Here is a 24,347-nt window from a genome sequence, read left to right on the forward strand (position 1 = left end):
TGTGATGCCTGCTGCGTCGGCTGTGACACGTGGGCATGCGTGGTGGCGGACGGTGGCCGTGGTGTGCGCGGGGCACGAGGTGTGCTTCGCGCACGCGTGCGTCACGCACGATGGCTGGTCGGGGTTTCAGGTGGGTCGTGGCGGCCGGGCGCCGGTGAACGGGTGCGTGGTGGGCCGGTCGCGGGGCGTCGTCGGGCAGGGTGCCCGGGCCCTGGGGGCTGGTCAGGCCCGCCGGGGCCGCTTGGCCGCCGCCTTGGGCATGGCCAACTGGATCTCCTCCCGGAGGTCCTCGATCTTCGAGTAGCCGGCGTACTGCCCGGTCAGCCGGTACATCTCCCGCAGCCGGTCCCAGGTGCGCTGGGACGAGGTCTCGCCCATGGACATCAGGGCCAGCCTGGCGTACCGGTCGGCCTGTTCGGGGTCGTCCGCGATGAAGCACGCCGACGCCATCGACAGGTAGTCGAAGATCTTCGACCGCTGCCGGCCGTCGTTGCGCAGCGACAGGGCCTTCTGGGCGAAGTACTGGGCCTGCTTGGCGGCGGCCGGCTCGTGCTCGGCGAGCGTCCGGTAGGCGAGCGCCTGCATGCCGTACAGGTCCTCGCTCCGGAAGGTCTGCATCCAGCTCGGCAGCGGAACGTCGCTCTTGTCGGAGACGAACAGCTCCTCGGCCTCGCCCAGGGTGCGGCGCATCGCCTGGCCGCGGCCCATGGACGCCTGTGCCCAGGCCTCGATGGTGTGCAGCATGGCCTGCGTACGCGGAAGGATCTGCTCGCCCGAACCGGACCTCGCGAGCTTCATCAGGTCCAGGGCCTCGTCGGGACGGCCCAGGTGGACCATCTGGCGGGCGGCGCGGGAGAGGGCCTCACCGGCACGGGGCCGGTCACCGCCCTCGCGGGCCGCGTGGGCGGCGATGACGAAGTACTTCTGGGCGGTGGGCTCCAGGCCCACGTCGTGGGACATCCAGCCGGCCAGCACGGCCAGGTTGGCCGCGACGCCCCAGAGGCGGCGCTGGAGGTGGTCGGGGTGGCGGTAGGCGAGCATGCCGCCCACTTCGTTGAGCTGGCCGACGACGGCCTTGCGCTGGAGCCCGCCGCCACGGGCGGCGTCCCAGGCGCGGAACACTTCGACGGAGCGTTCCAGCGCCTCGATCTCCTGCGATCCGATGGGGGCGGCTTCGTAACGGTCGAACCCCGCGGGGTCGGCGTGCAGGGGGTCGTTGAGGCGGGGAGCTTCGGAGGCGTGAGCGGGGTCGGTGTGGAGCCAGTCGTGCATGGCGCTGGTCAGTGCGGAGCCTGCGGCGAGCGCGGCGCCCGCGCCCACCAAGCCGCGTCGGTTGAGCATGAGGTCCATTCCCGTGAATTCGGTGAGGACCGCAGCCGTACGCTCGGGCGCCCAGGGCAGCCCGTCAGGGTTGTCGGTGTTCCTGACGTCCCGCCGTTTCCCGGCGCGCCCGTGTCGTACGAACCCGAGGTCCTCGATGGTCACGACACGGCCGAGTCGCTCGGTGAACAGGGCTGCCAGCACCCGGGGGACGGGATCGCGCGGGGTCTCCCCCATGTCGATCCAGCGCCGGACCCGCGAGGTGTCGGTCGCCAGTTGGGGGTGGCCCATGGCCGCCGCCTGCCGGTTCACGAGTCTCGCGAGCTCCCCTTTGGACCAGCCGGCCAGGCCGAACAGGTCTGCAAGGCGGGTGTTGGGTTCTCCGGTCACGTCAAGCCCCCAGGTTCTCGGCTGAGTTGACACTAACCCGCTGTCATAGGGCTGGCGACTATTCGCCAGGGTTCGCCAGGGTCCGCCAGATGGTGTGCCACCCGCGCCCGGGTGTCAGGTAGGAAAGCGCCACCCCGCCCCGGCAACCGGCCCTCATTCCCCAGGGTGTCGGCCGGTTGTCGGGACGGGGCAGCGTACGTACATCGCCGGCACACGAAGGGATCTGTCTCGCCCATGTACACAGCATCGTCCTCCGTGTCCGCCCCGCCCCGGCCGCAGCGCACCGTCCCGGCCGGCAGCGGACCGTATCTGGATCCCACCCAGGCGGGCCGGGCCCGGCGCTGGGCGGGGACGGTGGCCGGCCCGCTCAGCGGGCGGATCGACCTGTCCGGCCCGCAGGGCGCGCAGTTGCGGAAGGCGATCGCGTCGGTGCACCGGATCTGCCCGGAGTTCAACCCGGTCCAGGTGATGCGGCGCAGCGGACGCTCCGTCCTGCTGGTCGGCACCACCGGACGCGCCACGGCGGTCGCGAAGTGTTTACTGGACCACTCCCCCGCGTGGGTCGAGCGGTTCCGGCACGAGATCGCCGCCTACCGGGCCTTCGTACGCCACCGGCCTCCGGTGCGGGTGCCGCGGCTGATCGCCGCCGACCCCGACAACTGCACGCTGGTCATCGAGCGGATGCCGGGGCGCGCGGCGGCCCTGACGCGGCACCCGCTGGAGGCCCCGCCCCGGGCGGACCTGCGGGCCGCGCTCGGCGCGATCACCCGGCTGAACACCTGGCGGCCGCCCGCCGGGACGTTCGACGCCCCGCTGGACTACGGGTCGCGGATCTCCCGCTACCACGAGCTGGGGCTGTTCACCGACCGGGACCGGGACGACCTCCAGAAGCTGCTGCACGGCCTGGCGCACGCCGGTGGACGCCAGGGCATGGGCCAGTTCTGCCACGGGGACGCGCTGCTCTCCAACATCCTTCTGTCGCCCGCCGGTCCGGTGCTGGTCGACTGGGAGCACGCCGGCTGGTACCTGCCGGGCTACGACCTGGCGACGCTGTGGGCGGTCCTGGGCGACGCCCCCGCGGCGCGCCGTCACATCAGCCAACTCGCCCAGCGCGAGGGGCCCGCCGCGCGGGACGCGTTCCTGGTGAACCTGATGCTGGTGCTGACGCGCGAGATCCGTACGTACGAGACGGCGGTGCAGCGGACGATACGCGAAGCGCCACCCGCCGGTTCGGTGCCGGCGGCGCCGGGTGCGGTGTCGACCGGGGAGGAACAGCGGCTGCTGCTGCGGCGGCTGCACGATGACTGCGCACTGGCACGGCGGGCCGTGCGCGCGGCGGTCGGCACGCGCTGACCGCGCGACGAGGGGGAAGTGCGCTGTGTGACCGGTGCCGACACACCGGGCACGCAGCGCGCTGTCGTGTGCAGTGCGGGCCCCGCTCCGCGTGGGTTCCGCCCCCGTGGGCCCCGCCCCGCGTGGGTTCCGCCCCCGTGGGCCCCGCTCCGCGTGGGTTCCGCCCCGCGTGTGACCCTGTCCGCACGGCCCCCGCGTGACAGGAGAGAGCCATGGACGACCCTCGCCCGGAACTTCTCGCCGCGGCCGCCGGTGTCCGGGAGGCACTCGCCGGCTTGGCGGAGCCCGGGCGTGCGGAGCGGGACCGCGCGTACCTGCGCAGCGACCTCACGCACCTGGGCGTTCCGGTGCCCGAGGTGCGGCGGGCCGTCACGGCGGCGCGCCGGGTTCTCGGCCCGCCGACGCGCCAGGACACCCTGGCCCTGGCGGCGCTGCTGTGGAGCGGCGAGGTCTACGAGCACCGGCAGGCGGCGGTGGAGGCGCTCACCGCGCGGGCGGGGGCCCTGCTGCGGCCCGGGGACCTGACCGAGCTGGAGCGGTACCTGCGGGCGTCCCGCACCTGGGCGCTGGTGGACCCCCTGGCCGTCCATGCCGCGGGTGCCGTCGTGACGGGCGATCCCGGGGCGTGCGGTGCCACGCTGGACCGGTGGGCGCGGGACGGGGACTTCTGGCTCCGCCGTGCGGCGCTGCTGTGTCTGCTGCCCGGCGTCCGGGCCGGTGCGCCCGACCTGCCGCGGCTGAGCCGGTACGCCGACGCCATGCTGGAGGAGCGGGAGTTCTTCATCCGCAAGGCGATCGGCTGGGTGCTGCGCGAGGTCTCCGTACGTGATCCCGGCTTCGTCACCGCCTGGGTGCGGCAGCGGCGGCCCCGCATGTCCGGCGTCACCTACCGGGAGGCCGTCCGCCGGCTTCCCGGCGACGCGCGCTGACCGAGGCACCCCGGGGGCGGGGTGCTCGTGGCGACGTACGGTGAGCGGCGGGCGACGGTCGGATGGATTTCGGCCACACCTCTACCGATGGTGGCCGATTCGGGTGCATGCTGTGCGCGCGGCGCTCGTACCCCCGACGGGTGGCCGTATCGGCTCCGCCCGGCGTGTCACCGCACGGGCGGAGCCGCGCCGCCTCCCGGCTCCCCACGGGAGGCCCGGCGCATGCCCACGCGACTGGAGGCCAGATGCCGAACGACCACCACGCCCGGGCCGTACCCCTCCCCGGGACGACGACCACCCGTGACACGGCGACCGCCGCGACGGAGCTCTCCCTGACGGACGAGGAACTGCTGGACAGGTACCCGGCCGTGAGGGGGGTCGCCGAGCGGTGGATCGCGCTCAGGAGGGAATCGGGGCCCCGGGGCTGACCCCCGTGGCCGCCCGGCGGCCCGGGGCCGGCCCCGCACCGCCTCCCCCGGCCCGGGCACGGCGCACGGCCCGGTCGAGCGGGACGCGCAGCCCGGGGGGCAGGCCGTGGCCGTGCGCGACGGCGGCGACGAGCGCGGTGGCGACGTCGCGCACCTTGGTGTTGCCGTGCTGGGAGGTCTCCACGAGCACCTGCCACGCCCGCTCGGCCGGGCAGGGCGTGAGCGCCATGATCACGCCCTGGGCCTGGTCGATGACGGCCCGGCTGTCGAGGGCCTGGCGCAGTTGGGTCACCTCGGTGGTGAGGCGGGCGAGTTCGTTCTGCACGTGACGGTGCCTCTCCTGGTGCGGGCGGGTCAGGGGTGGCGGATGAACAGGGGCGGGCTGCAGGCCGCGGCGGGCAGTTCCGGTGAGGTGACCAGCACGCGGTAGGGCCCCGTCGGCAGGTCGGGCACGACGACGGACGCGCCCAGGGCGCGGGGGTCGACGTCCGTGGCGAGGAGCGCGGCGCGGGTCCATCCCTCGTCCGTGCGGCGTTCCAGCAGCACGTCGCACGGGTGCCACAGTGCGCCGGTGCACTGCCAACTGATCCGGTGCCGTTCGACGCACGTCCAGCGGGTGCCCTCGGCCGGGCTCCGGACGTGGAGCGACTCGAGGGGCTCCTGGTGCGGGGTGTGCGACGGGCGGAGCCGGTCGGTGGCGTGCAGGAGGCGGGCCTTGGTGCGGGTCATCCACGTCATCGGTGGCTGCTCCCTTCCCTGTGGTGCAGTGGCGTGCGGTGCGCGGCTGCCGTTGGTGTTGCCGGTGGAGGGTGCGGGCAAGCACGCCGACCGGCCTGTCCGTTCCAGGACTTCCGCCCCCTTCCGGCCGGGACGTTCGTCCCCGCGTCCGAGTGGAGGGGGTCGCCCGCGTTTACCGGCCCGGTGACCGGCAACGCGGTCTCATGTCCCGCCATGACGCGGGGCGTGGACATCCATAGGAGGTCGAGAATGGGAATCATCGCGTGGATACTGATCGGGCTGCTCGCCGGTGCGATCGCCAAGGCGCTGATGCCGGGGCGGGACCCGGGCGGCATCCTGGTGACCATGCTGATCGGTATCGTCGGCGGTCTGCTGGGCGGCTGGCTGGGCAAGGTCATCTTCGGCGTCGATTCGATCGACGGTTTCTTCGACCTGTCGACCTGGATCGCCGCGATCATCGGTTCGGTCATCATTCTCGCCCTCTACCGTCTGATCACCGGGCGGGGGCACCGGGGTCACGGCGTGCACGCCTGACCCGGACGGAGTATCCGACCGGGGGTGTACTCCCACTGCGGGGTACACCCCCGGCTGTGTACGCGGGTACGAGAGGAAGGGCCGTCGCCATGAACGTTCCCGGTCCAGGACACGCCACGGCTGTCGGCCCCGGGGCTGTGACGCCCTCATGACCCGGTCGTACACCAGCGACGTGGCGTCGCTGAAGGCGTTCATCGAGAGCGAGATCGCGACGCTGCGCTCGGAGGTCCGCCGCAAGGCGGAGACGGCGGGGGTCGCCGAGCCGTCGGCCGGCCGCGGCCCCGGTGAGGCGGGCGCGCGGGCCCTGGGGGCGGGCGGCGGCCCGGGGGCGGCCCAGTGCCCGTGCGGTCAGGGGTCCGGCGCCCCGCACATGTGCGGGGACGCGGGCGAGGGGCACGACCCCTCGACGTGTCTGTGTGCGGCTCTTCCGGCTGTCCCGGTGTCCGCGGCGCTGCTGACCCCGGTGCGGGACGAGGCCGGCACCATCACGGACTTCGTCGTCCGCGCCGGCAACCACATCCGTTCGGCCGAGTGGCTGGTCTCGCCCGATCAGCAGGTGGGCCAGAGGTTCTTCGCCCAGGCCCGCCCCGGTGCGGCGGCGGGCGGCCTGCTGGCCGCGCTGCGGGAGGTCCTGGCGACGGGCCGCGCCCTGAACGGCCTGGTCGTGGACTACACGGAGGAGCGGTACGGCAGGCTCCGGCGCGTACAGCTCGTGCATTACGCGTCGGCGTGCGGCGAGCAGGTGCTGACGACGTGGCGCCCGGTGCGCAGCCAGGCGGAGCTCCTCACCATCGACGCGCAGCACCTGGCGTCGATGGGGTGGGGGCGCTGGGACCTGCTGTCCGGGTCGGTGACGTGGTCGGAGGGGCTCCAGCGGATCTTCCGTACCGATCCGGCGCTGCCGTGGTCGCTGCTGGAGCTGTGCGACGCGCTGATGGCGGCGGACGTGGGGCCGTTCGGTGAGTTCATCACGTCGGTGCTGGCCGGTGAGGAGCCCGCGTGGACGCGTATCCGTTTCGTGGTGCTGGGTGAGGTCCGGACGGTCGACCTGCTGGGCCGGCCGGTGGCGGGTACGGACGGGCGGCCGTGGGCGTTGCAGATCGTGGCGCGTGACCTGACGCCCCAGATGCGCAGCCGCCGCAGGCTGGTGGAGAAGCAGGTGGAGACGGAGCAGTTGCGGCAGCAGGCGGCGGCCGAGCGGCATGTCGCGTCGGCGCTGCGGGACGCGCTGCTGCCGACGTATTCGGAAGGGCTCGCGGAGCTGGGCCTGACGGTGGCGGCGGCCTACCTCCCGGCGGAGCCGGACGCCGCGGTGGGCGGCGACTGGTACAAGTGCCGGCCGCTGCCGGACGGCCGGGCGCTGATCGCCATCGGGGACGCCAGCGGGCATGGGCTGGAGGCGGTCGCCCGGATGGCGCAGCAGCGTCACGCGATGGCGGGGCTCGCCCAGACGGGGGCGTCCGCGGGTGACGTGACGACCTGGCTGAACGAGTTGGTGTGCGGGGAACCCGTTGCGGCGACGGCGACCCTGTCGGTCGGGCACATCGGTGACGACCGGGTGTTCCGGTGGACGTGTGCGGGGCACCCGGCTCCGCTGCTGCTGCGGGAGGGGCGCGCCTACGCGCTGCCGACGGAGCACCGGGGGCCGCTGCTGGGGGTGCTGCCGGGGCACGCGTACGAGACGGCGGAGTTCCGACTGGAGGCGGGCGACGTGCTGCTGCTGTACACCGACGGGGTGGTGGAGCGGCGCGGCCAGGACATCACCGAGGGGATCACCGCGCTGACGGGGCTGCTGGCGGCGAGCAGTGGCCTAGCGCCCCAGCGGATCGTCGACCGGCTGACCGAGGAGTACGAGCGTGGCGTCCACGACGACGACGCCTGCCTGCTCGCGGTGTGTGTCGACTGACGTACGTCCCACGGGGCAACTTCCCCTCGCGTCGTCCTGATTGACGGACGGTCGGGCAGCGGATACGCCTGTACGGTCGCGCCGCACACCATCCGCCCCAGGAGGCCGCCTTGTCCGCTCCCGCTCGCCGACGGTTACACCACACACGGCTGGGACGGCCGCCGGGGCGGCCCGGGGCGGTGGGCGCGCTGGTGGCGTCCGCCGCGCTGCTGCTGCCCCTGGTGTCCGCGGCACCGCCGGCGACCGCCGGTCGGCCGCCCGCCCCGGGGGCGTTGCAGCGCGACTTCGCGGCGGCCGCGGCCGAGTACGGGGTGCCGCCGAGCGTGCTGCTGGCCGTCTCCTACCTCCAGTCCCGCTCGGACGGGCACGGCGGCGCGCCGAGCGTCACGGGCGGCTACGGGCCCATGCACCTGACGGACGCGGCGACCGCGCTCGCCTCGGCGCCCCACCACTCGCACGGCACGGAGGACCCGCGCGGCGACACCTCCCGCCCCGCGAAACGGGTGGCGGACGCCGGGCTGCCCGCGCCGTCGGCGCTGCCGCCCCGACTGCGGACCCTGGAGCGGGCGGCCGGACTGTCGGGGCTCTCCCCCGAAGACCTGCGCACCAGCACGCCGGCGAACATCCGGGGCGGCGCGGCCCTGCTGGCGGCCGCGCAGCGGGAACTCGGCCACCCGGTGAGCACCGACCCGGGCGACTGGTACGGCGCGGTGGCGCGGTACTCGGGCGCCGACGACACTGCGACCGCCACGACGTACGCCGACGACGTGTACGACGTCATCCGTTCGGGTGAGCGTCGCACGACGGACAGCGGGCAGGTGGTCGCCCTCGCCCCGGACCCGGGCGTCGCTCCCCGGACGGCGCAGGCCGCCGGGCTGGGCCTGCGGACCGCCGACGCGGCCGGGACCGAGTGTCCGGTGACGGTGGCGTGCGAGTGGGTCCCGGCGCCGTACGAGGAGTTCGGGGAGGGCGACTACGGCAACCACGACAAGGCGGACCGCCCCGCCTCCCAGTCGGTCGACTACATCGTCGTCCATGACACGGAGGCGACCTGGGACGTGACGCTGAAGCTGGTGCAGGACCCCGCGTATGTGTCCTGGCACTACTCGCTGCGGTCGTCCGACGGTCACATCGCCCAGCACGTGCCGCTGAAGGACGTCGGCTGGCACGCGGGCAACTGGTACGTGAACGCCAAGTCGGTGGGCCTGGAGCACGAGGGGTTCCTGGTGTCGCCGGACGCCTGGTACACGGAGGCGATGTACCGCACGTCGGCGCGCCTGGTGCGGTACCTGGCGAAGCGGTACGGCGTTCCGCTGGACCGGCAGCACATCCTGGGCCACGACAACGTGCCCGGCCCGACGGGCGCGGCGGTCCGCGGGATGCACACGGACCCGGGGCCGTACTGGGACTGGGCGCACTACTTCACGCTGCTGGGCCGGCCGTTCACGCCGGCGGCGGGTCCGCGTGCCGGGGTGGTGACGATCCGGCCCCGGTACGCCGCCCACCAGCCGCTCTACACGGGCTGCGCGAAGCCCGGTGAGGCGTGCCCGCCGCACGGCAGCGGCGCGGTGCGGCTGTACACGGAGCCCCGCGAGAGCGCGCCGCTGGTCAAGGACGCCGGGCTGCGGCCGGGAGGTCAGGACTCGACCACCGGCGTCAACGACACGGGTGCGCGGGCGTCGACGGGCCAGCGGTACGCGGTGGCGGAGCGGCGCGGGGAGTGGACGGCGATCTGGTACCTGGGCCAGAAGGCCTGGTTCCACGATCCCCGTACGCGGCCGGTGGCCGTGGGGTCGCGCGGCTGGGTGCTGACACCGAGGGAGGGCCTCGCGGAGGTCCCCGTCTACGGGCGGGCGTACCCCGAGGCGTCCGCCTACCCGGCCGGTGTGCCGGTGCAGGCGGTGTCGCCGCTGCCGTACCGGCTCCTCGCGGGCCAGCGGTACGTGGTGGGTGACCGCGTGCCGGGTGAGTACTTCTACGCGCCGTCCTTCGACACGTCGGGACACCGGGTGGTGCGGGGCGAGGAGACGTACTACGAGATCCAGTTCGGCCACCGGGTGGCCTTCGTGAAGGCGTCGGACGTGGTGGTCACGCGCGCCTGAGGGGCGGGCCCCGGGGCGGCGGCGGGTGGCGGCGGTGGGTGGCCGGATATCACCGCCCGGCGCCGCCGCGGGCATATGGGATGCCCGGTGCGGGCAGGACGAGGGCAGTCTGTGTCACCCGTACGAGGTGAGGGGGGAACGGTGGCGGACTGCCCCGACCGGGAAATGGACGTCTGCTTCCGCACGAAGGGCCTGGCTCCGGGGTCTCCCCTCGTGGGCCTTCCCCGTCCGCTGGGCGCGGCGGAACTCGATCCGCGCCGCCACCACCGGACCTGCATGCTGGCGGGTTTCGCGGTGCTGTTCATGTTCGCGGCGTTCAACGGGGGCGTCGCGTGGAGCGCTCTCCTCGTCGGTTGCGCGCTGCTCTTCGCCGCCCGGCGCAGCCGTGCTGCCGTGCGTGCCGGGGACGCCAGGGCCGACCGGGCGCGGGAGCAGTACACGGACCACACGAAGTACTGCGGCGGATGCGACCAGATACTCCTGCGCGACCGGCGGAAGGACGGTTCGTTCTCCTTCAGCGGTGTCCCCCGGCAGGACTTCCGGGCGGAGTTCGTCCGCAGGGGGGCGTGCTTCCCCGAGGCGGAGGCCACCGGGAAGGGTACGGAAGGCACCTCCTGAGGTCCCCTCCGCCCCACACGTCACTCGTACGACTAATGCGGTCCACGGCGTGGGGCTCACCGGCGGGGGGTAGGGGGTGGCCCGGTATGTCCACCTCCCGTGAAAGGCCCCGTACGCATGGCACAGCCCTTCGTTCTGCCGGACTTCTACATGCCCCATCCGGCGCGCCTGAATCCGCATGTGGAGGCGGCACGTTCCCACACCAAGGGGTGGTCGCGCCGGATGGGGATGCTGGAGGGGTCGGGGGTCTGGGAGGAGCACGACCTCGACTCCCACGACTACGCGCTGCTGTGCGCGTACACCCATCCGGACTGCGACGCCGAGGTGCTGTCCCTGGTCACCGACTGGTACGTCTGGGTGTTCTTCTTCGACGACCACTTCCTCGAGGTGTTCAAGCGCACCCAGGACCTGGTCGGCGGCACGGCGTACCTGGAGCGGATGCCGGCGTTCATGCCGATGGACCTCTCGCAGCCGATGCCCGAGCCGGTGAACCCGGTGGAGGCCGGGCTCGCCGACCTGTGGACGCGGACCGTGCCGAGCATGTCGCCGGCCTGGCGCTCGCGGTTCGCCGAGGCGACCGAGCACCTGCTGAACGAGTCCCTGTGGGAGCTGGACAACATCAACGAGGGGCGGATCGCCAACCCCGTCGAGTACATCGAGATGCGCCGCAAGGTGGGCGGCGCGCCCTGGTCGGCGGGGCTGGTGGAGTTCGCGGCGGGCGCCGAGGTGCCGGAGCGGGTGGCGGGCTCCCGTCCGCTGCGGGTGCTGCGCGACGCGTTCGCCGACGCCGTGCACCTGCGCAACGACCTCTTCTCGTACCAGCGCGAGGTCGAGGACGAGGGTGAGAACAGCAACGGTGTCCTGGTCCTGGAGAAGTTCCTGGACTGTACGACCCAGGAGGCCGCCGAGGCCGTCAACGACCTGCTGACCTCACGGCTCCAGCAGTTCGAGAACACCGCCCTGACCGAGGTCCCCCAGATGTGCGTGGAGGAGGGCCTGGACGCGCGGGAGTGCGCCGCGGTCGCCGCGTACACCAAGGGCCTCCAGGACTGGCAGTCCGGCGGCCACGAGTGGCACATGCGCTCGAGCCGTTACATGAACGAGGGGGCGCGGAGCGGGCCCTCGCTCTTCCGCGGTGTGCTCGGGACCTCGGCGCTCGACATCACCACCCTCTTCGGCCGGCCGGCGGCGGCCCGGGCGCGTTCGCTCACGCACGTGCCGCACCAGCACGTGGGCCCTTCGCTGCTGCCGGAGTTCGACCTGCCCTACCCCCTGTCCCTGAGCCGGCACCTGGACGACGCGCGGGCGAAGTCACTGGAGTGGGCGGGCCGGATGGGGCTGCTCGACGACATCTGGGACGAGCGGCTGATGGCCGGTTTCGACCTCGCCCTGTGCGCGGCCGGGCTGGACCCGGACGCCACCGCGGAGGAGCTGGAGCTCAGCGCCGAGTGGCTGACCTGGGGGACGTACGGGGACGACTACTACCCCATCGTCTTCGGCCGGCCGCGTGACCTGCCGGGGGCGAAGCTGTGCACCGAGCGGCTGAAGGACCGCATGCCCGTCGAGGACCCGGAGGCGGGCGCCACGGGGGCCACGACCCCGATGGAGCGGTCGCTGGCCGACCTGTGGGCGCGCACCGCCGGCCCCATGGACCCGGACGCCCGCGCCTCCCTGCGCCGCGCCATGGACGCGATGCTGGACAGTTGGCTGTGGGAGCTGCACAACCAGGCCCAGCACCGGGTGCCCGACCCGGTGGACTACATCGAGATGCGGCGCCTGACCTTCGGCTCCGACCTCACCATGAGCCTGTCGCGGCTGCGGCACCAGCACGCCCTGCCGGCGGAGCTGCTGCGCAGCGGGACGATGCGGAGCCTGGAGAACTCCGTGTCGGACTACGCCACCATGGTCAACGACCTCTTCTCGTACCAGAAGGAGATCGAGGTCGAGGGCGAAGTGCACAACGGGGTCCTGGTGGTGCAGACCTTCTTCGGCTGCGACTACCGGACGGGCGTGGGGATCGTGGACGACCTGATGCGGGGCCGGCTGCGCCAGTTCGAGCACGTGAAGACGCATGAGCTGCCGTTGCTGAGCGAGCGCTTCGAGCTGGACGCGGCGGGCCGGGCCGCGCTCGGCGCCTATGTGCGGGAGCTGGAGGACTGGCTCGCGGGCATCCTCCACTGGCACCGCAGCGTACGCCGCTACGGGGCCGAGGACGTCCGCTCGGGTGCCGGTACGTCCCGCCCGCGGGCGGCGGCCGGGGTGGGCGCGCCGCCGGTGGACGGGACGGCGCCGGCTGCGGGCGAGGGCATGGCGGCGCGGGCCGCCGGGCTGCCCGGCGGGCCGACGGGGATGGGGACCTCGGCGGCCCGGGTGGTGGGGCTCATCGGGTCGTAGCGGGGCGGCCGGCGGGCGGTCAGGACGGGCGGGTGCCGCGGAGCTGGTCCAGTTCGCGGCGCTCCCGCTTGGTCGGGCGGCCCGCGCCCCGGTCCCGGACGCCCGCCAGGGCGACGTGCTCGCGGGGCGGCGGGGGCGGGGTGTTGTCCGCGTACGCCTCGGCGGCCGCGGGGGCGCCGACGCGCTTGGTGAGCACCTGCTTCACCTCGACGACGCGCTCGCGGCCGGCGTGGAACAGCCGCACCTCGTCGCCGGGCTTGACGCTCTGGGCGGGCTTGGCGCGCTCGCCGTTGACCCGTACGTGACCGGCCCGGCAGGCGGTGGCGGCCTGCGAGCGCGTCTTGGTGAGCCGTACCGCCCAGATCCAACTGTCGACCCGGGCCGTGCCGGTGGTCTTCCCCTCGTTCGCTGCCATGCCGCCGACTCTAATCCGCCCCGGCGGATCGGGTCAGCCCTGCTGGAACAGCTCGGCGGGCAGCGGCTTGAGCAGCGCGTACAGGTCGTCGGTGATGGGGCGGTCCCAGCTCGCGATGGTGACCAGCACATTGTCGCTGCGGTCGAACTGGACGCAGGAGATCCGGCTCTCGGAGAGCTTGAGGCGGCGCACGATGAGCAGGTTGTCGCCCTGCATCACGGGGACGTCCTCGGTCTCGACGACCTCGACCGGCTCGTCGTTCTCCAGCGCCGCGAGGAGCTGGGCGACCTCGAACGGGATCTGGCCCTCCGCGAGCTCACGCGCGGGTGAGCCCTCGGGCAGGTTGCCGATGATCATCGCGGGGCCGCGGCCGCCGAACAGGTCGTACCGCAGGAAGACGCCCTGGCAGGTGCCGTCGGGGGCGGGGAGGAGACCGGCGCCGAGATTGCCGGGCCAGTCGCCCGGGTCCATGGCCAGGACGTCGAAGTCCGGGCCCGCGGGTGTGGCGGCGCTGCGGCGGCGGAGGAAGGACATGCCGCCATGGTACGTGCCCGGGGCCCCCGTCCGGTGTCCGGCCCCGCGCGCTCCGCACGTCGGCGCGGGCTTCGTACGGGGTGCGCGGGGGTGGCGGTGATTCACCGCTTCGGGCGACCCGATCGATCAGGCGGATCGTTCCGCCAGGCGGCGCAGGGCCGTGAGGGCGTCGCCGGCCCGGTCGTGTTCGACGAAGAGGTGGTCGTGGTGGTAGCCCGCCACGACGTTGCAGCTCAGACCGGCCCCGGCCAGCTCCCGGGCGACGGCGGCGGTCAGCCCGACGGCGTCGAGCGCGGAGTGGACGCGCAGGGTGATCCACCCGGCGACGTAGTCGTACGGGAGTGAGGCGGCGTCGGCCTCGTCCTGCGGCACGACCAGGGTGAGGCCCTCCGATTCGGTGACCGTGACGACCGGGTGCAGCCCGGGCGGTACGGCGGGGCCGTCGACGGTGGCGAAGACGAAGCGTCCGGGGTTGAGCTCGGGCCGCATGCCGGCGAGCAGCCGGGTCAGGTCACGCTCTGCGCTCATGTTCCTCACCCTAGGCCAGGCGGGGGCCGTCGGCGCGGGCCGTCGGCCGGGCCTCGGTCAGGCGTGGTGGCGTTCGTGGTGCCGGGCGACCCGGGCGCGGTTCCCGCAGGCCGGTTTGCACCACTCCTGGCGGGGGTGGTCCTTGAGGAAGTACCGCACGCAGCGCGGGGCGTGGCAGGCCCGCAGCCGGGAGCGGTCCGGTCCGGCGAGGAAGGCGATGGCGTCGTGGGCCAGGGCGGCGCACAGCGCGTCGCGGGCGGCGCCCGGGGCGGGGCTCACGGGACGCCAGTCGGCGACCGGTTCGGCTCCGTCGGGCCAGGCCAGGCTCGGTACGGCGGGGGCGGCGGCCGCGGCCGCGTTGAGGCGCCGGAGGGCGGTGTCCACGGGCAGCAGGCGGCGGGCGTCGGCCGGGCTCGGGTCGCCGGGCACGGCGCGGGCGAACAGGGCGCGGACGGCGGCGCGCAGGTCCCGGACGGCCGCGAGCGTGTCCGCGTCCGCGACCAGCCGGCCGGCTCCCGGTACGGCGTGGAGGGCGTCGGTGTGCTCGCGGAGCCATGTGGTGAGACCGTCCGGGTGCTCGAGGTCGTCGGCGACTCCGCCCCGGCCGTCGTGGCGGATGGTGAGCGCGAGGTCGAGTGCGAGCGGGTGTGCGGCCATACGGCTCACGGTAGCGCGCCGGTGCGCACTCCTGTACGGCACAAGAGTCGTGCGGCGTAAGAATCTTGCGTCGTAAGAATCTTGCGTCGCAGGAGTCTTGCGCCGCACGACAATCCGTGACTACCATGTGTCGCATGACAAAGGAGCTGCCGGCGACCGGTGACCAGCGACGCAGCCAGCTTCTGCGCGGAGTGCTCGATCTGTGCCTGCTCTCACTGATCGGTGAACGGCCCCGGTACGGCTACGAGTTCGTGGAGGCCCTCACCGAGAGCGGGCTCGAGCTCGTCAGCGAGGGCAGCATCTATCCGCTGCTCGCGCGGATGGAGCGGAGCGGGCTCGTCGAGTCGTACCGCGCTCCGTCGTCGAGCGGCGGGGCACCGCGCAAGTACTACCGGCTGACGGCGGCCGGGCGGGGCGAACTGACCCGTGGCCGGGCCGTCTGGCGGGAGTTCACCACCCAGGCCGACCGGGTCCTGGGCGACAGCGGGAAGACGGGGGAAACGACACCATGACCACCACGTTGACCAACGAACGGGTCCTGGCGGTCTGCCGGGCCAACTGGGCGTACCGCGGCATCGACGACGTGTCGGTGCGGGAGATGCTCGCCGAGCTGTCCGCGCACCTGGACGACGCCTCGGCGGCCGGGCGGAGACCTCAGGACGTGGTCGGCCACGACATCAGGGCGTTCGCCGCGTCCTGGGCACGGGCCCGTCAGCCACTGCGCCGGAGGGCGGCACGGCTCGCGGCCGTCGTGCCGTTCGTGGTGGGCGTGCTCATGCTGCTGTCCCACCTGCTGTGGCGGACCACTTCACTCCCGGTCACCGCCGGCCGGCTCGCGCTGCTGGTGGCCGTCGCGGCGGTCACGGTGACCGTGGAGCTGCGCCGGGGGGCGCTGGGCCTGGGCAAGAGCTGGCTGGTGGCGGCCGTCGTCGGCCTGCCGGCCGCGTTGGCGGCCGACCTGCTGGCCGGCGACGAGCCGCTCTTCCCCATGCCGCTGTGGGTCACGGCCCTGCTGATACTGCCCGGGCTGCCGCTCGCCGTCGGTGACGCGCGTGCCCGCAGGCGCGCGGAGCGGAGTGACCTGGGGACCACCGTCAGGTGAGGTCGAACTCCCCTTCCCTGGCGTTGAGCACGAAGGCGCGCCACTCGGCGGGGCTGAAGATCAGTGACGGGCTCTCCGGACGGCCGCCGTTGCGCATCGCGATGAATCCCTCGACGAAGGCGATCTGGACGTCGCCCGCCCCCTGACTGCCCGATTGCCAGTCCGCGTTGCTGAGGTCGAGGTCCGGCTTCTCCCAGCCTGCGAGCTGCTGCTGGGTGGTGATGGTCTCCGCCACGTGCCTGCTCCTCCCGGTTCGTCGTCCGGCCTCAGACTAGTCATCGGGTCCGGTCACGGACAGGGCGCGGCGCGCGGCCCGTCCGGCGGTGGCGAGGCCGGTCAGGTGGCGGGGGGTTCGGTGCCGACGAGCCACATGGCGAAGAACTGGGACCCGCCGCCGTAGGCGTGGCCCATTGCGCGGCGGGCTCCGGGCACCTGGTGCTCGCCGGCCAAGCCGCGCACCTGGAGGGCCGCCTCGGCGAAGCGGATCATGCCGGAGGCGCCGATGGGGTTGGTGGACAGGACACCGCCGGAGGGGTTCACGGGCAGGTCGCCGTCGAGTTCGGTGACACCGGACTCGGTGAGCTTCCACCCCTCGCCCTCGGGGGCGAACCCCAGGTTCTCCAGCCACATCGGCTCGTACCAGGAGAACGGCACGTACATCTCCACGGCGTCGATCTCCCGGCGCGGGTCGGTGATCCCGGCCTGCCGGTAGACGTCGGCCGCGCAGTCCTTGCCGGCCTGCGGTGAGACGAAGTCCTTGCCGGCGAACATGGTCGGCTCGCTGCGCATGGCACCGCCGTGCACCCACGCCGGTGGCCCCGGCGAACGGGCGGCGCCGGTGCGGTCGGTGAGGACGAGGGCGCAGGCGCCGTCGGAGGAGGGGCAGGTCTCGGAGTAGCGGATGGGGTCCCACAGCATCGGGGACGCCTGCACCTTCTCCAGGGTGATGTCGTGCTCGTGCAGGTGCGCGTAGGGGTTCTTCAGCGCGTTGCGCCGGTCCTTGTAGGCGACGAGGGAGCCGACCGTGTCCGGTGCGCCGGTGCGCCGCATGTACGCGCGCACGTGCGGGGCGAAGAAGCCGCCCGCGCCGGCGACGAGCGGCTGCTGGAACGGGACCGGCAGCGACAGGCCCCACATGGCGTTGGATTCGGACTGTTTCTCGAAAGCGAGGGTGAGGACGGTGGAATGGACCCGGGCGGCCACGAGGCCCGCCGCCACGAGGGCGGTGGAGCCGCCGACCGAGCCGGCGGTGTGGACGCGCAGCATGGGCTTCCCGGCCGCGCCGAGGGCGTCGGCCAGGTACAGCTCCGGCATCATCACGCCCTCGAAGAAGTCGGGGGCCTTGCCGATGACGACGGCGTCGATGTCCGCCCAGGTCAGTTCGGCGTCGTCGAGAGCGCGGCGGGCGGCCTCCCGGACGAGTCCGGCGAGGGAGACGTCGCGGCGGGCGGCGACGTGCTTGGTCTGGCCGACCCCGACGACGGCCACGGGTTCAGCGTGCGGCACGGGGCTCTCCTTCCAGGACGGCGACCAGGTTCTGCTGGAGGCAGGGGCCGGAGGTGGCGTGGGCGAGGGCACGGTCGGAGGCGCCCCGGTGGATGGCGGCGGCGGCCTCACCGAGCCGGATGAGTCCCGCCGCCATGACGGGGTTGGCGGCCAGGGCGCCGCCGGAGGGATTCACCCGGACGCGGTCGTCGAGGCGCAGGGCCTTGCGGAGCACCACCTCCTGGGAGGTGAACGGGGCGTGCAGCTCGGCGGTGTCGACGGGCCGGTCGAAGGCACCGGCACGCTGTGCGGCGAGGCGGGTGGACGGCGAGTCGGTGAGGTCGCGCACGCCGAGGCCGTGCGGTTCGATGCGGTGGTCGATGCCACGGAGCCAGGCGGGCCGGTCGCACAGCTCGCGTGCGCGGTCACCGGCGGCGAGGACGACGGCGGCCGCGCCGTCGCCGATGGGCGGGCAGTCGCCGGTGCGCAGCGGGTGGACCAGGAGGTCGCCCCGGGGGCGGGGACCGCGGAGCTGGGCGTGCGGGTTGTCCTCGGCCGAGGCGCGGCTGCGGGCGGCGATCGCGGCGAGTCGCGGCTCGTCGGTGTCACCGGCGTCGATGAGCGCCTGCGCCTGGAGGGCGGCGAGCGAGACGGAGTCGGGCCACAGGGGGGCGAGGTAGTAGGGGTCGAGCTGGCGGGTGAGCACGTCCCTGAGCGGGCCGGGCGAGGACTTGCCGTAGGCGTAGACCAGAGCGGTGTCGGCCTCGCCGGTCAGCAGCTTCACCCATGCCTCGTACAGCGCCCAGGCGCCGTCCATCTCCACGTGCGACTCCGCGATGGGCGGCCAGGCCCCCACGCCGTCCAGGGCCATGGTGAAGGAGAACGCGCGGCCGGCGAGATAGTCGGAGGAGCCGGAGCAGGTGAAGCCGATGTCCCCGGCCTTCAGGCCGGTCTCGCCCAGGACCTCGTGCAGGACCGGCATGAGCATCTCGACCTCGGAGAGGTCGTCGGTGCGCCGCCGGTGGACGGTCTGGGCGAAGGCGACGATCGCGACGTCGCGTGGTATCACAGCAGCTCCTTGTAGGTGTCGTAGTCGGCGTCGGGCTCGCCGGTGGGCCGGTAGTGGTCGGGGTAGCGGCTGTCGGTGTCCGTCCAGACCGGCTCCACCCGCAGGCCCATGCGCACCTGGTCGTAGGGGATGCCGCCGATGCGTCCGTGGAGTGCGAGGCCCGCGCCGTCGAGGGCGATGTGGGCGTAGACGTAGGGGACGTCGATGTCGAGGTTCTTGGCCTTGATGTTGACGATGCAGTAGGTGGTGACCGTGCCCCGGGGGCCGACCTCGACCCGCTCGGCGGTGGCCACCCCGCAGGTGGGGCAGGCGCCGCGGGGCGGCACGTACACCTTGCGGCAGTCCGGGCAGCGTTCGCCGACGGTCCGGCGCTCGGCCAGGGCGTGGAGGTAGGCGCTCTGGGCGCGGCCGGGCGCGTAGGTGTAGTCGAGCCGGGCGGGCGCGACGATGCCGGTGACGGGGTCGTCGAACCGGCCGGTGTGGGGCCGCGGCGGGTCCGTGGGCGGGGGCGTGCCGTCGTGCGGTTCGAAGCAGGCGATGTCGGTGATGGCGCCGGTGCGGTGCGCCGCCCAGCGGACGCGGACGCGCATCCCGGTGCGCACGGTGGCGGGCCCGCCGGGGGCGTCGAGGGCGTGCAGGAGCGCGGTGTCGGCGCCGTCCAGCCGGACCAGCACCCAGGCGAAGGGCCGGTCCAGGGGCTGGTCGCGCCGGGGAGCCGGGTTCCAGGCCCAGGTGGTGACGGTGCCGGTGGGGGCCACCTCGACGAGGTCGCGTATCTCCTCGGCGGTGAGCGGGTCGTACTCGACGGGCGGGACGAGGACCTTGCCGTCGGTGGTGCGGACGCCGAGGACGGTGCGCTCGCGCAGACCGGTGAGGAAGGCGGACTGGACGGGGCCGAGGGAGCGGGTGAAGGGGAACTCCACGACCAGGGGCGCGCGGAGCGCCTGCGGCACGGGGGCGGCGGTCACGGGCGGTGCTCCGATCTCCGCGGCGGACGCGGGGCGGGGGGGGCGGGCGCGGGGGGGGGCGCGGGGGCGTGGGCGCGCGCAGGGGCGGGGGCGCCGGCGGGGCCGGGGGGGGGCGCGCGGGGGCGGCGCGCGCGGGCGGGCGGGGGGGCGGGAGCGGGGCGCGCGGGGCGCGGGGGGGGGGGGGGGGGGGGTCTGGGGCGGTGGGGGCGGGGGGCTGCGGCGGCCCGGGCGGCGGGGTCAGGCGCGGCGGTAGACCGGGGGGCGTTTCTCGGCGAAGGCGCGGGCGCCCTCCTTGGCGTCGGCGGTGTCGAAGACGGGCCATCCGCGAGCGAGTTCGGCGGCGAGGGCCTCGGTCTCGGGAAGGCCGGCCACCTCGTACACGGAGGCCTTGACGGCCTCGACGGCGAGCGGCCCGCAGGCGTTGACCTGTTCGGCGACGGCCAGGGCCTTGTCGAGGGCGGTGCCGTCGGGCACGACGTGGCCGACCAGGCCGATCCGTGCCGCTTCGGCCGCGCTGTAGGGGCGGCCGGTGAGCAGCATCTCCAGGGCGTGGGTGCGCGGGATCTGGCGCGGCAGGCGCACGGTGGAGCCGCCGATCGGGAAGAGGCCGCGCCGCACCTCGAAGAGCCCGAAGGTGGCCGACTCGGCGGCGACGCGGATGTCGGTGCCCTGGAGGATCTCGGTGCCGCCGGCCACGCAGGGGCCCTCGACGGCGGCGATCACCGGTTTGCGGGGGCGGTGGTGGCGCAGCATCGCCTTCCAGTGCAGGTCGGGGTCGGCCTTCAGCCGTTCGCGGTGTTCCTGGCCGGCCATCCCGTTCCCGGCCAGCGCCTTGAGGTCCATGCCCGCGCAGAAGGCGCCACCCGCGCCGGTGAGCACGATGGAGCGGACGGCGTCGTCCTCGTCGGCCTCGATCCAGCCGTCGTACAGCCCGACGAGCATCGGCAGGGAGAGCGCGTTCTTCGCCTCGGGCCTGTTCAGGGTGAGTATCAGTGTGGCGCCCTCGCGCCGCACGGTGAGGTGTTCCGTACCGGTCATGGCCGTCCTCCCGTACCCGGGGTGGGATCCGGATTCAGAACAGGTTGCAGGAGCGGGGGTGTCAGTTCAATAGCTTTCTGACACTCAGTCAGATTATTCGGTGCGGTCCCTTCCCACTTGCGGGCGGCGGCGCTCTAATGACCGCGAGCCAGTGGGGCCGGGTGGAGGAGGAGCGGTGGAGTACAACCTTGCCGACCTGTTCGAGTCGGTCGTGGACGTGGTCCCGGACCGCGAGGCGCTCGTCCACCTCGACATTCCGGGGACGGGCGCGGAGCGGCGCCTGACGTACGCGGAGCTGGACGCCGCCGCCAACCGCATCGCCCACCACCTGCTGGACGCGGGGCTGCGGGCCGGTGAGCACGTGGGGCTGCACCTGTACAACGGCGTCGAGTACGTACAGACGGTGCTCGGCTGCCTCAAGGCGCGGCTCGTGCCGGTCAACGTCAACTACCGTTATGTCGAGGAGGAGCTGGTCCACCTCTACCGGGACGCCGATCTGGCGGGGCTCGTGTTCGACGCCGAGTTCACCACGCGGGTCGCGGCCGCGGTGCCGAGGACGGAACGGCTCCGGCACCTGGTACGGGTGGGGGCGGCGCCCGGGGACGCGCCGCGGCTCGCGTGCACGGCGTTCCCGGAGGCCGAGGCGGCCGGCTCGCCGGAGCGGGGCTTCGGACCGCGCTCGGGCGACGACCTGTTCATCATCTACACGGGCGGCACGACCGGGCTGCCCAAGGGCGTGATGTGGCGCCAGGAGGATCTGTTCTTCTCCGGGCTGGGCGGGGGCGCGCCGACCGGGGAGCCGGTGAAGTGCCCTGAGGAGCTGGCCGAGCGGGTCGCGGCGGGCGGTGCGGGGATCACCTTCTTCCCCACTCCCCCGCTGATGCACGGCACCTCGACGCTCACCGCGTTCATCGGCTTCAACTTCGGCCAGCGGGTGGTGCTGCACCGCAAGTTCGTGCCTCACGAGGTGGTGCGGACGATGGAGAAGGAGGAGGTCACCAGCGTCTCGCTGGTCGGCGACGCGATGCTGCGGCCGCTGATCGACGCGCTCGGCGGTCCGCTCCGGGGCGCCGACCTGTCGTCGCTGTTCAGTGTGTCGTCGTCGGGCGCCATCATGTCGGAGACGGTGCGGGAGCAGTTCCTGGCGCTGGTCCCGCATGTGATGCTGCTGAACAACTTCGGCTCCTCCGAGTCCGGTTTCAACGGCACGGCGACGGACGACTCGGGGGCGGAGAAGGGGTTCCGGCTGCGGGTGAACGGCCGTACGCGGGTGGTCGACCCGGCGACGTACGAACCGGTGGCGCCGGGCGAGGTCGGACGCGTGGCCCAGCGCGGCCACGTCCCGCTCGGCTACTACAACGATCCCGTCAAGACGGCCGAGACCTTCTTCCGGCGCGACGGCGAGCGGTGGGTGCTGCTGGGCGACATGGCGACCGTCGACGAGGAGGGGATCGTCACCGTCCTCGGGCGCGGGTCGCAGTGCATCAACACCGGCGGCGAGAAGGTCTACCCGGAGGAGGTCGAGCAGGCACTGAAATCGCACCCCGACGTGTACGACGCCCTGGTCGCCGGTGTCCCCGACCCCCGGTGGGGCCACCATGTGGCGGCCGTGGTGCAACTGCGCGCGGGCGCGGGGCGGCCCTCACTGGAGGACATCCAGGGCCACTGCCGCACCCGGCTGGCCGGGTACAAGGTGCCCCGGCAGCTCGTGATCACCGACAGCATCCAGCGCTCCCCCAGCGGCAAGGCCGACTACCGGTGGGCCCGCTCCGTGGCGGAGGCCGCGGCGCCCCACCCCTGACCTGCTCGTTTTCCGGCCAGGCACCAGGGGGGTAATACTCTCCACATGACTTCGGGTATGACGCGGGCCGACAGCGCGGCGGTACGGATCAGGCGGGCCACCGCCGGCGACGCCAGGCGGCTGACCGCACTGGTGCGCGGCTCGGGCGCCTACGAGGGCCACTACGCGCCGATGGTGGCGGGCTACCGCGTGGGGCCCGACTACATCGACGCCCACGAGGTGCACGTCGCCGTCGGGCCGGACGGCCGCGTGCTCGGCTTCTACGCGCTCGTGCTGTCCGCGCCCGAGTTGGACCTGATGTTCGTCGCCGACGACGCCCAGGGCCTCGGCGTGGGCCGCCGGCTCATCACCCACATGACGGAGCGGGCGCGGGCTGCCGGGGTGACCGGTGTACGAGTGGTGTCCCACCCGCCCTCGGAGGGCTTCTACCTCAGCGTGGGCGCGCGGCGGGTCGGCACGGTGCACGCCAACCCGCCGGCGGTGCCGTGGGACCGCCCGGAGCTGGTCATCCCCGTCCCGGCGTAGCCCCGCGCCCCCACCGGGAAAAAGTGCCGCACAACCCTTGCCTTCGGGCCGCCGGCTTGGATTACTGATCCACAAGGTGACGACCGAATGATCGGTCGTCCGGTTCGGGTGAGGTGCGACACCGGTCCGGGCGGCCGGACGGAGGGGTGCGACGGATGACGGACCTGCGGGATGCCGGGGAGCGGCTCGACCGTGCGGGGCTGGAGGCGCTCCAGCTCGAGCGGTTGCGGGCCACGCTGCGCCACGCGTACGAGAACGTGGACTTCTACCGGCGGGCCTTCGACAAGGCGGGGCTGCGGCCGGAGGACTGCCGGACGCTCGCCGACCTGTCGCGTTTCCCGTTCACCACCAAGGCCGATCTGCGCGACCACTACCCCTTCGGCATGTTCGCGGTCGAGCGGTCGCGGGTACGGCGGGTCCACGCGTCCAGCGGGACGACCGGCCGGCCCACCGTCGTGGGGTACACCGACCGCGACCTGGACACCTGGGCCGACGTGGTGGCCCGGTCGATCCGCGCGGCCGGGGGACGGCCGGGGCACACGGTGCACGTGGCGTACGGGTACGGGCTGTTCACGGGCGGGCTCGGGGCCCACTACGGGGCCGAGCGGCTCGGCTGCACGGTGGTTCCCGCCTCCGGGGGCATGACGGCACGTCAGGTGCAACTGATCCAGGACTTCCGTCCCGAGATCATCATGGTGACGCCGTCGTACATGCTGACGCTGCTGGACGAGTTCGAGCGGCAGGGCGTCGACCCTCGGTCCACCTCCCTCGAGGTGGGGATATTCGGCGCGGAGCCGTGGACGGAGGAGATGCGGCGGGAGATCGAGGAGCGGTTCGCGATCGACGCGGTGGACATCTACGGGCTGTCGGAGGTGATCGGGCCGGGGGTCGCGCAGGAGTGCGTGGAGACCAAGGACGGCCTCCACATCTGGGAGGACCACTTCTACCCGGAGGTCGTCGATCCGCTGACGGGTGAGGTGCTGCCGGACGGCGAGCGGGGCGAGCTGGTGTTCACCTCGCTGACCAAGGAGGCGATGCCGGTCGTCCGCTACCGCACCCGTGACCTGACGCGCCTGCTTCCGGGGACGGCACGCCCGGCGTTCCGGCGGATGGAGAAGGTCACGGGGCGCAGCGACGACATGGTGATCCTGCGGGGCGTGAACCTCTTCCCCACCCAGATCGAGGAGATCGTGCTGCGGACGCCGGGCCTCGCCCCGCACTTCCAGTTGCGGCTGACGCGGGAGGGCCGGCTGGACGCGCTCACCGTGCGCGCGGAGGCGCGGGCGGACGCGACGGGCGAGGTGCGCGCGGAGGCGGCGCGGGCCGTCGCGGCGGCCGTCAAGGACGGGATCGGGGTGTCGGTGGCGGTGGAGGTGGTCGACCCGGAGACGCTGGAGCGGTCGGTGGGGAAGATCAAGCGGATCGTGGACCTGCGCCGGGAGCGGTGACCCGGCCCGTGGCGCCCCGGCCGGGCCGCCCCGCCCGTCCTGGAGCGCGCCGGCGGTCCGCACGG

At 73.6% G+C, this 24,347-nt stretch carries 25 protein-coding genes; 13 read left to right on the top strand and 12 right to left on the bottom strand.

All coding sequences use genetic code 11. The features are described from left to right. Positions 1–222: 222 nt before the first annotated feature. On the bottom strand, positions 223–1,710 hold the full coding sequence (locus E2B92_RS02110; protein WP_126888059.1) for a DNA-binding protein NsdB: 1,488 nt from the start codon (positions 1,708–1,710) through the stop codon (positions 223–225). 234 nt (positions 1,711–1,944) lie between these two features. Between E2B92_RS02110 and E2B92_RS02115 the strand changes: the two genes are divergently transcribed. The 3 genes from E2B92_RS02115 (at position 1,945) to E2B92_RS02125 (ending at position 4,420) form a co-directional block, all read left to right on the top strand. Continuing rightward, positions 1,945–3,063, top strand: a complete 1,119-nt coding sequence (locus tag E2B92_RS02115; protein WP_126888058.1) for an aminoglycoside phosphotransferase family protein — start codon at positions 1,945–1,947, stop codon at positions 3,061–3,063. A gap of 212 nt (positions 3,064–3,275) precedes the next feature. After that, positions 3,276–3,992, top strand: coding sequence for a DNA alkylation repair protein (locus E2B92_RS02120; RefSeq protein ID WP_126888057.1), 717 nt, complete (start codon positions 3,276–3,278; stop codon positions 3,990–3,992). A gap of 245 nt (positions 3,993–4,237) precedes the next feature. Then, the gene (locus E2B92_RS02125) at positions 4,238–4,420 is read left to right on the top strand and encodes a hypothetical protein (RefSeq protein ID WP_126888056.1); all 183 of its coding nucleotides are present in this window, start codon (positions 4,238–4,240) and stop codon (positions 4,418–4,420) included. On the opposite strand, the gene E2B92_RS33215 is transcribed toward E2B92_RS02125, so the two are convergent. After that, the gene (locus tag E2B92_RS33215; RefSeq protein ID WP_235023646.1) at positions 4,392–4,745 is read right to left on the bottom strand and encodes an ANTAR domain-containing protein; all 354 of its coding nucleotides are present in this window, start codon (positions 4,743–4,745) and stop codon (positions 4,392–4,394) included. The two genes, E2B92_RS02125 and E2B92_RS33215, sit on opposite strands and share 29 nt — an antisense overlap. 29 nt (positions 4,746–4,774) lie before the next feature. Then, positions 4,775–5,158 carry a hypothetical protein gene (locus E2B92_RS33220; protein ID WP_235023647.1) on the bottom strand — a complete coding sequence of 128 codons (384 nt, stop codon included), beginning with the start codon at positions 5,156–5,158 and terminating at the stop codon, positions 4,775–4,777. Positions 5,159–5,407: 249 nt separating this feature from the next. Here E2B92_RS33220 and E2B92_RS02135 point away from each other — a divergent pair, with 249 nt between their 5' ends. The 5 genes from E2B92_RS02135 (at position 5,408) to E2B92_RS02155 (ending at position 12,712) form a co-directional block, all read left to right on the top strand. Then, entirely contained in the window at positions 5,408–5,692 is a 285-nt protein-coding gene (locus E2B92_RS02135; protein ID WP_126888054.1) for a GlsB/YeaQ/YmgE family stress response membrane protein, read from the top strand. A gap of 148 nt (positions 5,693–5,840) precedes the next feature. Further along, positions 5,841–7,598, top strand: a complete 1,758-nt coding sequence (locus tag E2B92_RS02140) for a PP2C family protein-serine/threonine phosphatase (protein ID WP_133087365.1) — start codon at positions 5,841–5,843, stop codon at positions 7,596–7,598. Positions 7,599–7,777: 179 nt separating this feature from the next. Continuing rightward, complete coding sequence (locus tag E2B92_RS02145) at positions 7,778–9,700, top strand: N-acetylmuramoyl-L-alanine amidase (protein ID WP_126888249.1); 1,923 nt, start codon at positions 7,778–7,780, stop codon at positions 9,698–9,700. A gap of 141 nt (positions 9,701–9,841) precedes the next feature. Beyond that, positions 9,842–10,318 (top strand): hypothetical protein, encoded by a 477-nt coding sequence (locus E2B92_RS02150; protein WP_133087366.1) that lies wholly within the window; start codon positions 9,842–9,844, stop codon positions 10,316–10,318. 117 nt (positions 10,319–10,435) lie between these two features. Further along, on the top strand, positions 10,436–12,712 hold the full coding sequence (locus E2B92_RS02155; protein ID WP_126888247.1) for a terpene synthase family protein: 2,277 nt from the start codon (positions 10,436–10,438) through the stop codon (positions 12,710–12,712). A 19-nt stretch (positions 12,713–12,731) separates the two neighbouring features. Here E2B92_RS02155 and E2B92_RS02160 read toward each other — a convergent pair whose 3' ends face one another. The 4 genes from E2B92_RS02160 to E2B92_RS02175 form a co-directional block, all read right to left on the bottom strand. Next, on the bottom strand, positions 12,732–13,127 hold the full coding sequence (locus E2B92_RS02160; RefSeq protein WP_126888246.1) for an RNA-binding S4 domain-containing protein: 396 nt from the start codon (positions 13,125–13,127) through the stop codon (positions 12,732–12,734). 33 nt (positions 13,128–13,160) lie between these two features. Beyond that, a complete protein-coding gene (locus E2B92_RS02165) occupies positions 13,161–13,661 on the bottom strand; it encodes a hypothetical protein (RefSeq protein ID WP_064070633.1) in 501 nt (166 codons plus the stop codon). A gap of 126 nt (positions 13,662–13,787) precedes the next feature. Beyond that, the gene (locus E2B92_RS02170; RefSeq protein WP_126888245.1) at positions 13,788–14,189 is read right to left on the bottom strand and encodes an ACT domain-containing protein; all 402 of its coding nucleotides are present in this window, start codon (positions 14,187–14,189) and stop codon (positions 13,788–13,790) included. Between the two features lie 57 nt (positions 14,190–14,246). Further along, the gene (locus tag E2B92_RS02175; RefSeq protein ID WP_126888244.1) at positions 14,247–14,846 is read right to left on the bottom strand and encodes a CGNR zinc finger domain-containing protein; all 600 of its coding nucleotides are present in this window, start codon (positions 14,844–14,846) and stop codon (positions 14,247–14,249) included. Between the two features lie 134 nt (positions 14,847–14,980). Between E2B92_RS02175 and E2B92_RS02180 the strand changes: the two genes are divergently transcribed. Both E2B92_RS02180 and E2B92_RS02185 read left to right on the top strand, forming a co-directional pair. Continuing rightward, on the top strand, positions 14,981–15,358 hold the full coding sequence (locus E2B92_RS02180; RefSeq protein WP_235023648.1) for a PadR family transcriptional regulator: 378 nt from the start codon (positions 14,981–14,983) through the stop codon (positions 15,356–15,358). Further along, a complete protein-coding gene (locus E2B92_RS02185) occupies positions 15,355–15,948 on the top strand; it encodes a hypothetical protein (protein ID WP_126888242.1) in 594 nt (197 codons plus the stop codon). Before E2B92_RS02180 ends, E2B92_RS02185 begins: the two co-directional genes overlap by 4 nt. Here E2B92_RS02185 and E2B92_RS02190 read toward each other — a convergent pair. From E2B92_RS02190 to E2B92_RS02215, 5 genes are all read right to left on the bottom strand, one after another. Then, positions 15,941–16,183 carry a DUF397 domain-containing protein gene (locus E2B92_RS02190; protein ID WP_126888241.1) on the bottom strand — a complete coding sequence of 81 codons (243 nt, stop codon included), beginning with the start codon at positions 16,181–16,183 and terminating at the stop codon, positions 15,941–15,943. The genes E2B92_RS02185 and E2B92_RS02190 overlap by 8 nt on opposite strands. Before the next feature lie 101 nt (positions 16,184–16,284). Next, positions 16,285–17,454: a thiolase domain-containing protein gene (locus E2B92_RS02195; RefSeq protein WP_126888240.1), complete on the bottom strand. Its 1,170-nt coding sequence runs from the start codon at positions 17,452–17,454 to the stop codon at positions 16,285–16,287. After that, positions 17,441–18,502: a thiolase domain-containing protein gene (locus tag E2B92_RS02200; RefSeq protein ID WP_399432225.1), complete on the bottom strand. Its 1,062-nt coding sequence runs from the start codon at positions 18,500–18,502 to the stop codon at positions 17,441–17,443. Before E2B92_RS02200 ends, E2B92_RS02195 begins: the two co-directional genes overlap by 14 nt. After that, positions 18,499–19,455 (bottom strand): Zn-ribbon domain-containing OB-fold protein, encoded by a 957-nt coding sequence (locus tag E2B92_RS02205; RefSeq protein ID WP_126888251.1) that lies wholly within the window; start codon positions 19,453–19,455, stop codon positions 18,499–18,501. Before E2B92_RS02205 ends, E2B92_RS02200 begins: the two co-directional genes overlap by 4 nt. A gap of 252 nt (positions 19,456–19,707) precedes the next feature. Beyond that, entirely contained in the window at positions 19,708–20,508 is an 801-nt protein-coding gene (locus tag E2B92_RS02215; protein ID WP_126887423.1) for a crotonase/enoyl-CoA hydratase family protein, read from the bottom strand. A gap of 175 nt (positions 20,509–20,683) precedes the next feature. On the opposite strand from E2B92_RS02215, the gene E2B92_RS02220 reads away from it, so the two are divergent. The 3 genes from E2B92_RS02220 (at position 20,684) to paaK (ending at position 24,282) form a co-directional block, all read left to right on the top strand. Beyond that, positions 20,684–22,309 (top strand): acyl-CoA synthetase, encoded by a 1,626-nt coding sequence (locus tag E2B92_RS02220; RefSeq protein ID WP_126887422.1) that lies wholly within the window; start codon positions 20,684–20,686, stop codon positions 22,307–22,309. Between the two features lie 45 nt (positions 22,310–22,354). Beyond that, positions 22,355–22,834, top strand: a complete 480-nt coding sequence (locus E2B92_RS02225; RefSeq protein ID WP_126887421.1) for a GNAT family N-acetyltransferase — start codon at positions 22,355–22,357, stop codon at positions 22,832–22,834. A 155-nt stretch (positions 22,835–22,989) separates the two neighbouring features. Then, the gene (gene paaK / locus E2B92_RS02230) at positions 22,990–24,282 is read left to right on the top strand and encodes a phenylacetate--CoA ligase PaaK (RefSeq protein WP_126887420.1); all 1,293 of its coding nucleotides are present in this window, start codon (positions 22,990–22,992) and stop codon (positions 24,280–24,282) included. Positions 24,283–24,347: the final 65 nt, after the last annotated feature.

The sequence above is a fragment of the Streptomyces sp. WAC05374 genome (assembly GCF_004353505.1).
Lineage (GTDB): Bacteria > Actinomycetota > Actinomycetes > Streptomycetales > Streptomycetaceae > Streptomyces.

Bases quoted from the DNA above. Each gene is read 5' to 3' on its own strand.
- E2B92_RS02135 (WP_126888054.1), top strand. From the start codon at position 5,408: ATGGGAATCATCGCGTGGATACTGATCGGGCTGCTCGCCGGTGCGATC.
- E2B92_RS02175 (WP_126888244.1), bottom strand. From the start codon at position 14,846: ATGGCCGCACACCCGCTCGCACTCGACCTCGCGCTCACCATCCGCCAC.
- E2B92_RS02155 (WP_126888247.1), top strand. From the start codon at position 10,436: ATGGCACAGCCCTTCGTTCTGCCGGACTTCTACATGCCCCATCCGGCG.
- E2B92_RS02225 (WP_126887421.1), top strand. From the start codon at position 22,355: ATGACTTCGGGTATGACGCGGGCCGACAGCGCGGCGGTACGGATCAGG.
- E2B92_RS33220 (WP_235023647.1), bottom strand. From the start codon at position 5,158: ATGACGTGGATGACCCGCACCAAGGCCCGCCTCCTGCACGCCACCGAC.
- E2B92_RS02140 (WP_133087365.1), top strand. From the start codon at position 5,841: ATGACCCGGTCGTACACCAGCGACGTGGCGTCGCTGAAGGCGTTCATC.
- paaK (WP_126887420.1), top strand. From the start codon at position 22,990: ATGACGGACCTGCGGGATGCCGGGGAGCGGCTCGACCGTGCGGGGCTG.
- E2B92_RS02160 (WP_126888246.1), bottom strand. From the start codon at position 13,127: ATGGCAGCGAACGAGGGGAAGACCACCGGCACGGCCCGGGTCGACAGT.
- E2B92_RS02170 (WP_126888245.1), bottom strand. From the start codon at position 14,189: ATGAGCGCAGAGCGTGACCTGACCCGGCTGCTCGCCGGCATGCGGCCC.
- E2B92_RS02120 (WP_126888057.1), top strand. From the start codon at position 3,276: ATGGACGACCCTCGCCCGGAACTTCTCGCCGCGGCCGCCGGTGTCCGG.
- E2B92_RS02185 (WP_126888242.1), top strand. From the start codon at position 15,355: ATGACCACCACGTTGACCAACGAACGGGTCCTGGCGGTCTGCCGGGCC.
- E2B92_RS02215 (WP_126887423.1), bottom strand. From the start codon at position 20,508: ATGACCGGTACGGAACACCTCACCGTGCGGCGCGAGGGCGCCACACTG.
- E2B92_RS02165 (WP_064070633.1), bottom strand. From the start codon at position 13,661: ATGTCCTTCCTCCGCCGCCGCAGCGCCGCCACACCCGCGGGCCCGGAC.
- E2B92_RS02180 (WP_235023648.1), top strand. From the start codon at position 14,981: ATGACAAAGGAGCTGCCGGCGACCGGTGACCAGCGACGCAGCCAGCTT.
- E2B92_RS02115 (WP_126888058.1), top strand. From the start codon at position 1,945: ATGTACACAGCATCGTCCTCCGTGTCCGCCCCGCCCCGGCCGCAGCGC.
- E2B92_RS02125 (WP_126888056.1), top strand. From the start codon at position 4,238: ATGCCGAACGACCACCACGCCCGGGCCGTACCCCTCCCCGGGACGACG.